Genomic DNA, 15,033 nt, shown 5'->3' with positions numbered 1-15,033 from the left:
CAAATACTACGGTCGATAAAAAAACATCTTTTTTTAAGTTTTTTACAAAAAATAGTAATAACTCTAATACTCAGGATTCACTAACATCACCACGTTCAGATGATGATATAGAGAGGGATGTTTCTAAAAAAGAAGCTTCTTAAGAAAATTCAAAGCAGAATGATGAAGCTGCACTAAAAGCATTTCTATTTGATAAAAATAATAAGTATATCTTACATGATGCGGTTGAGGATAAAGAACAAACATTAGTTGAAAAAATATTAGAATTAGCTAAATACGTAACAGAGATGATCTATAACGATTCAACAGTGTTACATTCAGCAGTTACAGGAATTGCTAACAAAGAGATTATCAAAGCTTTATTAGCAAAAAATCCTTATTTAGTAATGATCAAAGATGCTTCAGGTCTTACTCCATCATATTATAATACTAGTAAAGAAATATTAGAAATATTGCAAAATTGTGAACGAGATATTATAGACCAAATATAGAACCATGGCACGGTTGGGCAGAAGATATACACAAATATTTAGAAGATGATATGTCTATAATTGGAAAAAATAAGCATACAATAATGGAGCTTGTATAAAAATTTTGTAAATTATCGGACAAGCATCTTCCTTGTAAATTTAACATAGAGCATTAGATTTGCAAGGAAGATATAGAGAGTTCTTTAATAAAAAACGGTAAGTATGTAAAACTTACCGATTAAATTTAGCTTAAAAAATTATAATTCAGTGATAGGGATATACTTGATATTTCCATCTTCTCCTATCAATGGGTAATACTCTGTTTGAGGGTTATAAGCATCATAACTAATTGATGTTTGTGATGATAGTGTTTGTGCTAATATTATCAATTTTTCTTCATATAACTCAAAAGATTTTGCTAAATCCTCTTTTGTAACCTTTACAGTTTTAGCGTCATCTGTATTTACTTTGCGTGTTTCAATATTTTCTGTTAAGCTATATTTTGTTAAAGTTACTTTTTTTAGTATGGGAAAATATGTTCTTATTTTTACCAATGCTATTCTTATTTGTATTGAAATATTTAGAACAAGTTTATTTAATAACATCTAATACCTTAAAAATTTTGAAGTGCAGAATACAAGTCTCACTTATTAATGTCAACATAATAAATATTAATAAGCTCATTATTATATTTTCTTTCACAAAATCGAAATAAACTGTTATTAATATAAAAAAACAATCTTAATCTAATATATGCGCTCTTTATTTGTAATAATTATATTCTTTCTAATGAGCAGTTGTAATTTAAAACCGGTATATAGTGAAAAATACAGTAGAAATAATGATTTAGAAGCTATTGAAGTTGAACCAATTCGAACAATTGAAGGGGCTGAGTTTTATCATCGTTTAACTAGTATTTTACCTCAGAAAGTACAAGCAAAATACCTGCTTAAAGTAAAGCTTATCGCAACAACTATGCCTGCTACTATTGAAAAAAACTCCAATGTTTTAAGGGAATATATTAATCAATTAGTTAGATATAAATTAATTGATATAGAAAGCCAAAAGGTTTTAATTGAAGAGAAGTTTTACCAAAATACGTCATATAATGCTATTTTTACACCATATGCGACAAATGTTGAAAGAGATAAAACAGGAATAGACTTGGCATATCAAGCAGCAGAAGAAATTCGTAGCAGATTAATTTTATATTTTACACGGAAATAGTTAAGCTATGAAATTTTATTTTTCACAAATAGGTAGATTATTTGAACTAATAACATCCGGAAAGATTAGAGCTCTTTTACTATATGGTCCTGATAAAGGTTATATAGAAAAAATTTGTAAGCATTTAGTAAAAAGCTTAAATATGCTACAAACTTCTATAGAATACGCAGATCTTAATATTTCATCTTTAGCAATATTACTTAATTCGTCTAATTTTTTTGGTCAAAAAGAATTAATTAAAATTAGATCGGTTGGGAATTCAATCGATAAGAATTTAAAAATAATTCTAAACAGGGATTATATAAATTTTCCTGTATTTATAGGTGAAGAAATAACTTCTAGTGGGAGCATTAGAAAGTTTTTTGAAACGGAAGAATATTTAGCGGCAGTTGCTTGTTATCATGACGATGAAGCAAAAATTGAACGAATTATTTTAGGTAAAGTAGCAAAAACTAATAAAGTTATAAGTAAAGAAGCTATTACTTATTTAAAAGCTCATTTAAAAGGTGATCATGATTTAATTTGTAGCGAAATAAATAAATTAATATATTTTGTTCACGACGCACGCGAAATTACTTTAAACGACGTTCTAGAAGTTATAAGTAGCGAAATTACGGCAAACGGCAGTGATTTAGCAATGTATTTTTCAAAAAAAGATTATAGTAATTTTCTGCAAGAGCTTGATATATTAAAAAAACAAAATATCAATGAAGTTTTAATTATTAGAGCATTAATAAGGCATTATTTAAATTTATATATAGTGTTGTCGAAAGTAAAAAACGGTGAGAGTTTGGAACTCGCAATAAAATCATTATCACCACCGATTTTCTATCAGAATATTAATGATTTTACGAAGATAGCAAACGGTTTTAGCCTCACTGAATGTCTAAAGACTTTAAAAGTGCTACAACAGGCAGAAGTGGATTATAAGTTAAATCCTGCTAGTTTCGATTTATTCCAAAGTATACTCCAAAGTAAATGAAGAGTAGACGAAGTTTAATTTGGAAAAGAGCAAGGAGACTATAAGGCGAGGAGCGGAGCGTATACTTAATACGTGAGCACCGTAGCTCTTATAATATGACGTAGCCAATTTTTCAAATTAAACAAGTATACATTATGCCTAGACCTGATTTTTCTGACCCTGACAAACAAATTCACGAGATAATTAGAGTTAATCATGCCGGAGAATATGGTGCAAAAAGAATTTATCAAGGACAGCTAAAATATATTAAATCTCAAAATGATCATATATTGATTAAAGAAATGCTTGACCACGAAGAAGTGCATTTAAATTATTTTGAAAAAAAATTACTGGAAAAAGAAATAAGACCCACGTTTTTATTATTTTTTTGGCATCATTACGGATTTTTACTTGGTGCTTTATCTTCCTTGATGGGAATAAAAACGGCGATGCTTATTACCGAGAGTGTAGAAGAAGTAATAGAAAAACATTATGAACAGCAAATAAATTATTTAGAAAATAAAAATGTTGAGCCAGAATTATTAAATAATATTATTAAATTTCGACTTGATGAAATTGAACATAAAAATATTGCTATAATGAATGATAGTACTGAGGCAATATTTGCAGAAATAACTAGTAAAATAGTGAAGATAATTTGTCGTATCTCTATAATTTTAAGTAAGAAAATTTAGAGTTAACAACTTAATTAGTTAAAAAATCTAGAAATATTTTACTTCTAAGATATTAAGAAGATAATAAAAAAACATTAATAATATTATTAGAAATGGTGATGCAAAGAAAAACTTTTTTAAATTTGTTCTTTATTTTTTGCATTTGTATTTTTTAGAATTAATAAATAAAGGTACCAGGGGTTAAGCTCCGTTGCTGTAGGACAACAACCTCCATTATACTTCATGATTTTACTCACTTATAATAATAGACCCCTGGCATAACTTAATATTAAGTTTTGACAGATTGGTCTTGCAACAATGGAGCTTAAACATTATTAGCGGTCTATATATTAGTTGAGTAATGTAAAGAGCCAAGAGATTTTAGTTGTCATTGATAATCAATAATGTAATTCTGAGTTACTGGGTATATTTTCTATATAATCTGCTTCTAGCATTTGCTTTTACATCAATAATAATTTATATTTATTTTCACTCATGCGAATAGCAGATTACTTTTGTAGTTTGTTATTGGTGATAATTAGGAAATATAAAATAACAATATGAGTCAAAAGATAATTTTAAATAATTCATATTCTATTACTAAATCGCACTTATTCCATATAGTAGACCCAAGCCCTTGGCCCGTCCTAACATCTTTTGCTTTACTTCTTTTGGTTATAGGCGGCGTCTCGTTCATGCATAGCTACAAGTTTAATATATATATTTTATCTGCAGGGATTATTTCAGTAGGTTACTGTTTATATTCTTGGTGGAGAGATATAGTGAAAGAAGGAATAGTCGAACATCAGCATACTAGTCCTGTTAGAAAAGGTTTACAAATAGGTATGGCGTTATTTATCTTAACGGAAATAGTATTTTTTGGTGTATTTTTTGCTTCTTTTTTTAAATCACGTCTATCACCCGTAGGTCTTTTAGACGGTGTATGGGTTGTAAAGCAGGGCATTTGGCCTCCACCTACAATTAAAACTTTTGAGCCGTTTGATATTCCTTTTATCAATACTTTAATACTACTCTTATCAGGCACTACCATTACTTGGGCTCACTACGCCTTAGAAGAAAAAAATCAAAAAGATTGTGTAACTGCACTTGCGCTTACCATATTGCTTGGAATATTTTTTACAACTATGCAGGCATATGAATATTACCATGCGGCGTTTAAATTTACAGATGGTATATATGCTTCTAATTTTTATTTAGCCACGGGTTTTCATGGAGCTCATGTAATTATAGGTACTATATTTCTAATAATTTGCTACTTTAGAGCAAAAAGAGGAGATTTTACTACAGAAGGTAATGGATATTTAGGGTTTGAATGTGCTGCATGGTATTGGCATTTTGTAGATGTGGTTTGGTTATTTTTATTTACGTTTGTTTATATATTTGGAAGTTAAATTATACTATATGTGATTATAATATTACTTAAAATAAGTATTTTTAAAATATTTTTGCATATTAATTAAATTTGCATATATTTAGGAGTTGATTTATATATAAATAAATTATACATTATTTTTTAAATGCTAATTATTTTATTGAGGTAAAACATATGAACTTTCCTATTCGTAAATTAAACGAAGAATTAATCGATTATAATCTATCATTACGCATATTATTTACTATTCTAGGCGTGGCTATTATTATGGTAGCTTTTGATAGCTTAGGTAGTGCCGACGATCCTGTAGGTAATGCATTATGTAAGTTAATTAAAGTGTTCAGAGGCAATACTGCAAAAGGTATAGCTGTTGTCGGTATAATTGTTCTGGGAATTCAAACATTAAGAGGAAAATTGCAGTGGGAAGTAGCTTTAGTGGTAGTGACTGCAATCATTATATTATTTAAAGCTCCAGATATTGTTAATATGGTATCAAGTGATACTAATAGCTCAACTTGTGGTGTTTCCTAATACACGAAAAAATTATTATATCTTTAGTAATACCCATAAGCTTCGGCTTATGGGTATTTTTATTTTTAAGTGATGTTGTTGCATAGCCCCTATGTCATTCCCCACATGGCATCGTTGCGTAGGTCAAAAATGCGTTAGGTGTTATAGTGTGGCTTGACTCTCTATTGTATGAACGTTTAGTATGTCATTCCTGCAAAGGTAGGGACAAGACAATCTTAATATAGATTACATATTTAATAAAAATAAACATATAAAAACAAGTTTTTATATGTTTTTCTGGATTTCCGCCTACGTGGGAATGACATAGGGGCTATGCAACAACATCCTCACTTAAATAAAAGTCCTAATCTATTACCTATAACAATATCAATATATTTTGCTGTAATAGGGATCCCTTCAATATTCATTTCTAGATATATTGCTTGTTTTGCAGGGATTTTTGTTTGTAGTTTTGTAATTGATACATATTCATCTAAAGCTTGATTATTAGTATCTATTACTCTCACTTTGATTATAGGATCGGAAATTAAATAATCAGACTCATTAGATAATTTATAAAATATCTTCATACCGCCTATATGACGAGATTTACCTAAATTAATTTCTTCTATCTTTAATTGATCATATTTACCTAAGAATTTAAAGCTATCTATTAGTAATATCACTAAACAAAAAATTATAAAGCTAGTCCATAATATTGGAAATATATTATATTTTTTCTTATTAGGAATATACGGTAAAATAACCGGCACATTAGCATTGTAATGATTTTTAATAGGAGTTTTAATAGTTCCCGTGTTTACTTTATCTTTAAAGTCATTTAATGTACTATTATTATAGTCTAATTTTTGATACCACAAATGGCTACATTTGGAACATTTTACTCGTCGTCCGTTAATACCTATTTGATTGCTTGTCACAATAAATCTTGTTTGGCAATTTGGGCAAGTAATATGCATAGTTAATTATAATTATTATGTTTGACTTTATGATAATCTCATTTATTATTTTTGGCAATAAAACAGTTAAAAGATATGTCCTCTCTTATTAAAGAAATTGAAGAAGCTTGGCAAATTAAGGACAAACTTCTTCAAGATTTTGCAAAGCTTATAACATTAAAGCAAACTCTTAATGATAGTATAGAAAGCTTAAATCAAGGTACGATTCGTGTTTGTGAAAAGAAAGAAAATAGTTGGCAAGTTAATGAATGGGTAAAGAAAGCTATATTGCTATATTTTATCACTACGGAATCACAACTTTATAATAACAATTATAATAGTTGGTATGACAAAGTTGCTCCTAAATTTTCTGCAGATACTGATAAAAATACATTCAAAGAAGCAGTTATACGCACAGTGCCCGGAGCTGTTGTTAGAACAGGTACTTATATAGCTAAAAATGTTGTAATTATGCCTTCTTTCATTAATATAGGTGCTTATATAGATGAGGGAACAATGATTGATACATGGGCTACTATCGGCTCATGTGCTCAAATCGGCAAGAATTGCCATATTTCAGGCGGCACGGGAATAGGTGGGGTGCTTGAGCCGTTGCAAGCAAAGCCTGTTATCATTGAAGATAATTGTTTTATTGGTGCAAGATCGGAAATAGCAGAAGGTGTAATAGTGGAGGAAGGAGCAGTAATTAGTATGGGGGTGTTTATCGGTAGCTCTACAAAAATAGTATACAGAGATACAGGTGAAATTATTTACGGCAGAATTCCGGCTTATTCCGTTGTAGTTCCAGGAGTATTACCTGCTAAGGAAGCCGGTAAGCCTGGACTTTATTGTGTAGTTATCGTAAAACAAGTCGATAAAACTACTAGAGCTAAAGTAAGCATAAATGATTTACTAAGATAGATAGATCAATGTGAGCGTTCATGGGTTTTTCACTGTCACCCCGTGGCCTGACCACGGGGTCCAGAAAAAATAACTTCAATATTGTTACCTACACTACATGTTTAATAAAATAAACATATAAAAATAAATTTTTATTTTTATATGTTTTACTGGATTCCGTGAATAAATCACGGGATGACAGAGAGGAATAATAAGCCGCTTAACACCAGTGAACGGTCACAGATCAATAATATCGCCGATTATACCATTAAGATATCCCTCTCTTTATTGTTGTTCTGAAATATCTGTTTGTTGAATTGTGTTATTATTTGGGTTTCCTAAGAAAGTATTGTATGCCATAAGCATTGCATCTCGTTGTTTTTGAGGATCACGTACAACACCAGCTGCTTTAAAATATGATTCTGCAGCATCTGTTTCCTGTTGTTTTTGAAAGCAAAGTTTGTTTCCTTGCTCAATATATCACCTATTTTAGAGTGGCAGCTAGCCTATAGTTTGAGTCACTTCTGCTTTGTTCGAGTACTTATTTAACCACTCTATGGCTTTTTTATAATATTGCACTGGTTGATTGTGTTTAGGTTCTATATTTTTTATAGAAGATAGATAGTGATTTTGTATGAATAAATCACATATTTCAATTAAGGAACTATAGCAATCATTGGATTGAGACCATGTTGTAGATAAAAATAATGATAATTCTTTAATTTGTAGGTTTAATACATATCGGTAAGCTTGAATAACCGGTTTATTGTCTGTGAATTTCTCAATAGAGTCTAAAATTTGAAATATTACCCCTATAAGGTTATTAGCTTGTTTGTTTAATATGATAGCTTGAAATTCTGATCATTGTGCTAATCCTTCAAAACAAGAAAGAGTTTTTTCTATAGCCGGTATTGTATTGGAGAACTTGGTAAATATGGTTTAATATAATCCTCATAGTTAAAAAATTTTGAGTAGTTAAGAGGTGTATATACATTAAAGTCTTCAAAAATTGATTGGATAGTATTAATTATACATTATATATTTATCTGTATTTGTGTATGTAAATTTTCTATCAGACTGTCTTGTTCCTTTAGCAATGAACTTAGCTGCTTTATCTCTAAATTTTGTACTCCTTTTTTCTCTTCTAGGTGTTTTAGTTCTAGAGAGAGGTTTATTTCCCCATTTTGAGAAGTAGGTTTATAGAAAAATTTTATATCAGAGAATTCTAATATATCCTTGTTAATAGCAATGCTATTTTGTACATCGGTATAATGTTTTCATGATTATTTTAATTATGTTGTGTTATTACGCATATAACATTTCCTTTTAATTTTTTGTGTTCTTCTGTAGGAAAAATATTTTTAAAGTCTTCTATAATCCTGTTAAAGATACTAGGGGATTTTACGGTCTCTTCTTTTACTACTATGATAAATTTTAATTTATCGGTCATTTGAACTAGCTTTTGAATGAAAAATACATTGATTAACTCTTGCACTGTATCGGGTACTCCGTTAGAGCATGCCCAAAATACTTTTTCTGCAATTTCAAATTTTTTGGGATCATATATAGCCGGTTCATATTTATGCTGAATTTCCGGCGTTGTTTTAAAATCAAATAATTTATCAAATGTAAATTCTTCACCGTTTTCGATAATCTTAAGGCTGTTCTCAAGAGCATTTAAAAATGTGCTTTTCCCGCTATAAGGTAATCCTATTACTACTGTAGCTTCTGGTGTTTTTCCTGCTGGTATTAGTGAATAATTCACTTCAGTCAATGCATTTAGAATATTTGCTTTTAAAGAATCAAGAGCAGTTTCTGCTTCTGTGAAAGGTTTAATATCAATTTCTATGGGAATTTTAAATTTTATATATAACCGCTAATCTATTCTTTAATATAAATTTTTATACTGTCGCTTTCGCCGCTATCGCTGATAGCTCTAATAATAAATTCACCGGCTTTTGCTTTCCATATTACTGCTTCGTTTGGTTTCGCGGTTGCTATTAATGCATTTTCCACAAACCAAAAAATATTGTTGGTTTTATTATCGCTAATCGCACTAAAAGTAATGTTATCACTATTTTTAATTGAATGTACGGAATTTTTTAACGGGTATATAATTTTAGGTTTTTGATGATGCCAATTTATCAACCTATTGCAATGGTTTGTAGGTATCGGTTTCGGTAATATATGTATTCCTGCTTTTTGATAAACCGAAAGCATATCTGTTGGCCATAAATTTACTGTTTTATATTCTGTTTGTCCTTTAATAAAGTTACAAGCAGGCATACCGGTTTTTAAATCTATCAACATTTTTCTATAAATACCGGATTGTTTTATCGGTGATTTGCCTTGAATGAATAAGGTTTCTGCTTTAACCGGACACATATCGTTATCGATATCTCCCGTATCTGCACAAACTTTTACTTTAGTAATATTTAGTGCATTAATTTTTGAAAGGATTAAATCCTCATCTTTATTTGGTCTAGCTATGGATTCGATAATATTAAAGAATAAAGGGGCTGCAGAAATATTACCCGTAAATGTTCCGTGAGTTTGCCCTTTGAAATCCTCAATCCAAACAGCAAGTACGTATTTCCCGAATATGCCGACGCTAAGTGCATCTCTAAATGAGCTGGAAGTACCTGTTTTCCAATAAATCGGTAAGTTATGCTTTGTATTATTATAGGTAATAGGACGAGTCGTATCTTTTATAATATCAAGTGTTAAATAGCTTGCCTCGGGGGATAGTAGTACGGTGTCCGTGTCATCCTTGTCCTCTCCTGTGTCATTCCCGCGAAAGCGGGAATCCAGTAAATCATATGAAATTTTTGTTCCAACATTTAGGTAATTTTTTATGGATTCCTGCTTTCGCAGGAATGACATAGTAGAATCCAATACTTTTCTAAGCGGTTTATAAGTACCGAAATTAGCAAGCATAGCATAAAGAGTAGTTAACTCTTCAAGAGTAATTTCTGCTGTGCCGAGTACTATAGATAAACCGTAATTTTCAGGTTTTCGTAAGCCGCTAATTTTTGCTTGTTGTAAGAACTCATAAAAATTCGGGTTTTTTAACTTAGACGCCAGAAATATTACAGGTACGTTACGGCTCTTTATTAACGATTCTCTAGCACTTAAACCGCCTGCAAACCTACTATCAAAATTTTCCGGTTTATAATGATCGTAGTAAGTAGGTGTATCCTTTAGTAAAGTTAACGGATGTATTATTGATTGATCAAAACTAAGTGCATAGACAAACGGTTTTAAAGCTGAGCCTGGAGATCTATGGCTTTTAGTGCCGTTAATCTGTCCACAAATATCGTTATTAAAAAACTCTCCGGAGCCAATACTTGCAAGCACTTCCATAGTAGTAAAATCAATAAGAATTACGGCGGCATTATTAATGCCATATTTTCTCCGATCATTAATATATAGCTGCACTTGTTTTTCTATAGTAGCTTGCAGATTTTTATCTATAGTAGTGCGTATAATAGGGCTATCATTATTTGCTAGTATGTCTAAAGTAAAATGCGGTGCAATAAAAGGCAGCTTTTTATTTTGATTAAATTTAACCGGCAAACTAATTAACTTATTATAAATAATATCTTGTGGGTGAATTGTGAGCCACTTGGTAAATAGATATTTACGTGCTTTAAAAATATTAATATCATTCCCGTCTCTTTTAAGCGGATTTTGTGGGATTACTGCAAGGTTTAGAATATCGATCAAATTTAAATCTTTTAGGTCACGATTGAAGTAAATATAACTGCCGGCTGCTATCCCTTCAATATTACTACCGTAAGGTACTAGATTTAGATAAGCTTCTAGGATTTCATCTTTTGAATAATGTAGCTCTACATGAATAGCTTTAATGATTTGATGGATTTTACCAAGAATAGTAGAAGAGTTTATTCCATATCTTAAACGTGCTACTTGCATTGTTATAGTAGAGTCACCTATTTTACTATTATTCTGTAAATAAGTAGAATAAAAAGCTTTGGTTAAAGAAACGGGGTTAACGCCAAAATGCTCATAAAAATGCTTGTCTTCATATAATAGTACTGCTTCTATAAAACTTGCCGGTATTTCACGTATAGGAGTGAATATCCTATATTTATCGTCTTTAGAAAGCGAAATACGCATTAACTTGCCGTTTTGGTCAAATACTCTTTGTGAGAAACTTACGTCTTTAAGTAAAGGCGCAGGAGGAATAGCAAAATATAATATTATAATGCCGCTGATTGTAATAAAAAGTAATTTGGTTTTGAGAGACAAAGTATATACCTTATAGTTTAATGTCATTTCCGTGTAGGCAAGAAAGCGCGGTTGCGTGGAACGATTTTTGCGTCATTGCGAGGAAAAACTGTAAGTTTCGACGAAGCAATCTCAGGAAAAATTCCTGAGATTGCTACGCTCACTAACGTTCGCTCGCAATGACGACTTGGGTATTCATGCGGGAATGACATCATGTTATATAACAATCATTATAAAGCATTTTAAAAATAATGAAAATTTTAATAATATAGCTTGCATGTATAGAAGTCATACCGTATAATGTTCCACAAGATTTTAATAAATTAACTAAACGTTAATAATAAGCTTTACATTTTCTATAAATACTAAAATATCATATAAAATCCACGTTACTATCCTATTTTATAACTCATCAATATAAATTTTAACATAATATTTTTTATGTATCATTATCTTCAATAACAAAAAAGTATTAATATTTTAAGTAATTGCTAAGATTTATTAAAGAGAAATTAGATATTATGAAAATATTAAATCTATAAATTCTAAACTTACAAAATTATTCTTACTTAGCTGTGCTAATGCTGCAATCCTTACCGCTGTGACCGGGGAAGCAAGAGCAGATATAGAAATCTATGATATATTGAACCATACTGCTGACTACCAAATATTAACTCCTGCTCAAAAGCTTAATGTTATAAAAGGAATTCAGGACCGTACAGATTTTGGTGACCTTGTTGACGATCTTATGCCGGGGGAAAGCAGATTATTCAATAACGCAATAATAGAAGTCACTAGACTTCAAGCAGTTGCTCCTGTACTTAACGGTGCTAGAGCAAGAAGAGAAGCACGTGCAGCCGGTGTTGAAGTTATTGATTTAACAGGTAATACAGCAGTAGAAACAGGACGTAACGAGCAAGAGATGGTTCTAGAAAATAGACTGCAAGTATTGGCAATCCTTGCTAAAGCTGAAGGGGCAAATGCTGTCAGTATTAACGATAAAATTAAAAAGGCTATACATTTGATAACATAGAAAATTTAAATACACCTTTGGAGCAGTTAAAATATATAGCTATGACAGGCGGTGTAGATGCTAATGACGATTTAAAAGTTGTAAATAATTATGTTGAAGCTCCTTTAATAACAGAAGCTCTTGAACATGTATTTTTTGGTACTAATATTACTGATCCTACTGTAAGAAGCATCGATATTAATGCTAAATACTCTGAATCAGGAAACAGCCCTTTATTAAATAAGTTTGAAAGCGTAGCTACTCCGGAAGCAAAACATAAATTATTAGATCAATTTAAAAACTATGTTAATCAAAACTTAGTTGAGCTTGAGTCTAAACAATCTAGTATTCCCATAAGACAATCCGTAATGAAGTTAGCTGATCCTGCAATAGTAGTTAATTATTGAGAGCAGATGGCTAAATTAAAAGAAGCATATATTGATAACGGTAAAATTAAGATAGTGAATGAAAACGATAAGGTAGTTGATGAGCAAGGTTTAAAAAGTTATAACAAGATTTTAAAAGATGCCGGTTTAATAACTAAAGATTTGGATGGTAAGAAAATGCAGGCATTGATAAATAATTGCGATGCTTTAACAATGAGTGATCTGGTACTTGTCCTAAAAAAGACTGTAGGTGAAATAAGAATAGATAATGAGGGTCTAGTAGGTCTTGTAATATAGCACCTCAAGCAATGGCAGGAGTAGTACTGCCTATTCCGCCTCTACCGGGTGGAGTAGCAGCTCCTCCTCCGGCAGGTGTAGTTATAAGACTTGCAATAGCTAGGGATATAGCAAATCTAGATGCCATAGGTGATGATGGAACTAAAATTAGCAGGTTATAAATCTAAAAGCAAAAGAAGATGCTACATTAAGAGGAAGAATAGCTGCACCGACACCGGTTGTAGGCAGAGCAGTCGCAGAAGTTCTTGTAGCTCCGAATACTTTAGACAGAATATTTCATAATGAGATGTATTTAGCTAAAAATAATGGAAATCCCAGAAAGCTAGAAGTAAGAACATTAGGTGCAGAAACAGATTTAGGGATTACTATCAAAACACTTTTAACTTTAGAAGAAAGGAAAAGTTCACTTAAGTCTTTAGCATTATTTTCAGAAGCAAAGCCTGATAAAGCACAATTAATGATAAAAGCTGAGAATATTTGGAATAGACTAAAAGATGATGATGTAATAAAGCAAATTTCAAGGCAAGCTTTAACTTTAAATAATAAAATAGCCAACAAGGAATTTTTTAAAGGGCTATTTAATGAAGAAGAACATAATGCAATAGACCGTTAACCTATACTTTTGATAAATTACCGCTGGACTTACAAAATCATATTACGGCAAGACGTACTGAAATAAAAATAAAAGATAAACTACAAGATAAGAAAACAATTATATCAAGAATAGATTATATTGCTAAAAATGAAAATGTTTTAGGAGCAAATTCTTTAAATAATGAAATAGAGATAAAATTTTCCGATGTACTAGATCTAGCTCTTAATAAAGGAGACGTACGCGATAATATAGCCCTTACTCCTAAAGCAAACGAAGTAAATACTCAAATAAATAATTGGATTAATAGCAACATTGTTAATTTAACAGTGGAAAGTAATATAGATAGCGGCTAACATTTTTACACAATAAAGCTGTACCGGCAACATTATCAAGAATTTATGAAACGGCAGTTGATACTAACGCTAGATTACTAAGAAAAGTTTGAGCCGATAATGCAGCTGGTTTATCTAAAGCTTCTAAAACCGTCCGTCATTCAGATATATCAGTGTTACGCCTGTACTTCAAGCATCTGTAGAACATTACTTTAATGATAATAGTAAAAAACTTAATGCTAAAGTAAAATGGAAAGATAGAGAAGTTAATGAAACTATCGCATTACCGAAGCAACCTAAAGTCGCTTATAATATCGGTGCTAGCGTTTTAACTGAAAAAGATAATGTAAGCGTATTACTTGACTATAACTGTCATTTACAAAAGAAATATCAAAGCCATCAAGGCTTTGTGAAGTTGAAAGTGAAGTTATAACAGCCAAAATCGTCATTGCAAGAAAAAATTGTAAATTTTGACGAAGCAATCCAGTAAAAAATGCTAATTTATAGCATTTTTTTTATTTTTTGTGGATTGCCACGCAACCTACGGCTGTTCGCAATGACGATTATGGACCCACGCTAGCAATGCACTCCCAAGAGTCGTAAATAATTATTACTCGTCTCTTACTACTAACACTGATATATCTGAATGACGGACGATTTTAGAAGCATTAGGTCCAAGCATATAATCTTTTAATTGTAGTCTGACTGCAGAGATTATTATTAAATCGGCTTTAATTTCATTAGAGTGCTTAATTATTTCATCATAAACGGCACCGCTACCTATATAATAATCTGTTTCAATTTCATCGGGAATATATTGTTTGATAAGCTCTTTAATTTGAGCTTTATACTTTTCTTTTTTCTCCGTTCTCCAATGTTTAGGTAAATAATCTTCAAACATTTTCGTACCGAATTCAGGAATTACATACATAAAATGTAATTTTGCTTGAAAGTTCGTCGCAAGCATTAAAGCCTTAGAAAGAATACCTTTTATAGATTTTTTATCATTTAAATCTATAGGTATCAGTATATTTTTAAATATAGTATTTTCAGACATAATATATTG

The 15,033-nt window shown here is 30.8% G+C and carries 14 protein-coding genes and 3 pseudogenes; 12 read left to right on the top strand and 5 right to left on the bottom strand.

The genetic code is table 11. The annotated features are described in order from the left end of the window. Positions 1-308 precede the first annotated feature (308 nt). Positions 309-589, top strand: a pseudogene (locus GCO76_RS03735) (hypothetical protein). Between the two features lie 138 nt (positions 590-727). Here the strand turns inward: GCO76_RS03735 and GCO76_RS03730 are convergent. Beyond that, a complete protein-coding gene (locus GCO76_RS03730; RefSeq protein ID WP_410956207.1) occupies positions 728-1,075 on the bottom strand; it encodes a hypothetical protein in 348 nt (115 codons plus the stop codon). A gap of 148 nt (positions 1,076-1,223) precedes the next feature. Between GCO76_RS03730 and GCO76_RS03725 the strand changes: the two genes are divergently transcribed. The 5 genes from GCO76_RS03725 (at position 1,224) to GCO76_RS03705 (ending at position 5,256) form a co-directional block, all read left to right on the top strand. Further along, positions 1,224-1,697 (top strand): hypothetical protein, encoded by a 474-nt coding sequence (locus GCO76_RS03725; protein ID WP_410956206.1) that lies wholly within the window; start codon positions 1,224-1,226, stop codon positions 1,695-1,697. A gap of 7 nt (positions 1,698-1,704) precedes the next feature. Continuing rightward, the gene (holA, locus tag GCO76_RS03720) at positions 1,705-2,679 is read left to right on the top strand and encodes a DNA polymerase III subunit delta (RefSeq protein WP_410956205.1); all 975 of its coding nucleotides are present in this window, start codon (positions 1,705-1,707) and stop codon (positions 2,677-2,679) included. Between the two features lie 134 nt (positions 2,680-2,813). After that, positions 2,814-3,353, top strand: coding sequence for a demethoxyubiquinone hydroxylase family protein (locus GCO76_RS03715; protein ID WP_014013946.1), 540 nt, complete (start codon positions 2,814-2,816; stop codon positions 3,351-3,353). A gap of 539 nt (positions 3,354-3,892) precedes the next feature. Then, entirely contained in the window at positions 3,893-4,744 is an 852-nt protein-coding gene (locus GCO76_RS03710) for a cytochrome c oxidase subunit 3 (RefSeq protein ID WP_410956204.1), read from the top strand. A 155-nt stretch (positions 4,745-4,899) separates the two neighbouring features. Continuing rightward, positions 4,900-5,256, top strand: a complete 357-nt coding sequence (locus GCO76_RS03705; protein WP_410956203.1) for a TrbC/VirB2 family type IV secretion system protein — start codon at positions 4,900-4,902, stop codon at positions 5,254-5,256. 326 nt (positions 5,257-5,582) lie between these two features. Here GCO76_RS03705 and GCO76_RS03700 read toward each other — a convergent pair whose 3' ends face one another. After that, positions 5,583-6,215: an MJ0042-type zinc finger domain-containing protein gene (locus GCO76_RS03700; protein WP_103897663.1), complete on the bottom strand. Its 633-nt coding sequence runs from the start codon at positions 6,213-6,215 to the stop codon at positions 5,583-5,585. A gap of 75 nt (positions 6,216-6,290) precedes the next feature. On the opposite strand from GCO76_RS03700, the gene dapD reads away from it, so the two are divergent. After that, a complete protein-coding gene (dapD, locus tag GCO76_RS03695) occupies positions 6,291-7,115 on the top strand; it encodes a 2,3,4,5-tetrahydropyridine-2,6-dicarboxylate N-succinyltransferase (RefSeq protein ID WP_410956472.1) in 825 nt (274 codons plus the stop codon). Between the two features lie 1,204 nt (positions 7,116-8,319). Here the strand turns inward: dapD and GCO76_RS03690 are convergent. Beyond that, a pseudogene (locus tag GCO76_RS03690) lies at positions 8,320-8,589 on the bottom strand (hypothetical protein). A gap of 386 nt (positions 8,590-8,975) precedes the next feature. After that, on the bottom strand, positions 8,976-11,366 hold the full coding sequence (gene pbpC / locus GCO76_RS03685) for a penicillin-binding protein 1C (RefSeq protein ID WP_410956202.1): 2,391 nt from the start codon (positions 11,364-11,366) through the stop codon (positions 8,976-8,978). 580 nt (positions 11,367-11,946) lie between these two features. On the opposite strand from pbpC, the gene GCO76_RS03680 reads away from it, so the two are divergent. From GCO76_RS03680 to GCO76_RS03660, 5 genes and pseudogenes are all read left to right on the top strand, one after another. Continuing rightward, positions 11,947-12,378, top strand: coding sequence for a cell surface protein (locus GCO76_RS03680; RefSeq protein WP_410956201.1), 432 nt, complete (start codon positions 11,947-11,949; stop codon positions 12,376-12,378). 17 nt (positions 12,379-12,395) lie between these two features. Next, entirely contained in the window at positions 12,396-12,764 is a 369-nt protein-coding gene (locus GCO76_RS03675; protein WP_410956200.1) for a hypothetical protein, read from the top strand. A gap of 6 nt (positions 12,765-12,770) precedes the next feature. Then, on the top strand, positions 12,771-13,040 hold the full coding sequence (locus GCO76_RS03670) for a hypothetical protein (RefSeq protein ID WP_024704462.1): 270 nt from the start codon (positions 12,771-12,773) through the stop codon (positions 13,038-13,040). Positions 13,041-13,051: 11 nt separating this feature from the next. Beyond that, a pseudogene (locus GCO76_RS03665) lies at positions 13,052-13,322 on the top strand (hypothetical protein). 4 nt (positions 13,323-13,326) lie between these two features. After that, positions 13,327-13,653 (top strand): cell surface protein, encoded by a 327-nt coding sequence (locus GCO76_RS03660; protein WP_410956199.1) that lies wholly within the window; start codon positions 13,327-13,329, stop codon positions 13,651-13,653. A 924-nt stretch (positions 13,654-14,577) separates the two neighbouring features. Here GCO76_RS03660 and GCO76_RS03655 read toward each other — a convergent pair. After that, entirely contained in the window at positions 14,578-15,024 is a 447-nt protein-coding gene (locus GCO76_RS03655) for a universal stress protein (protein WP_012736528.1), read from the bottom strand. Positions 15,025-15,033 lie beyond the last annotated feature (9 nt).

It is taken from the genome of Rickettsia koreansis, assembly GCF_046532895.1.
GTDB lineage: Bacteria > Pseudomonadota > Alphaproteobacteria > Rickettsiales > Rickettsiaceae > Rickettsia > Rickettsia rickettsii.
Note: the sequence above shows the minus strand (reverse complement) of the source record. Positions and strands in the feature narration are given on the sequence as shown.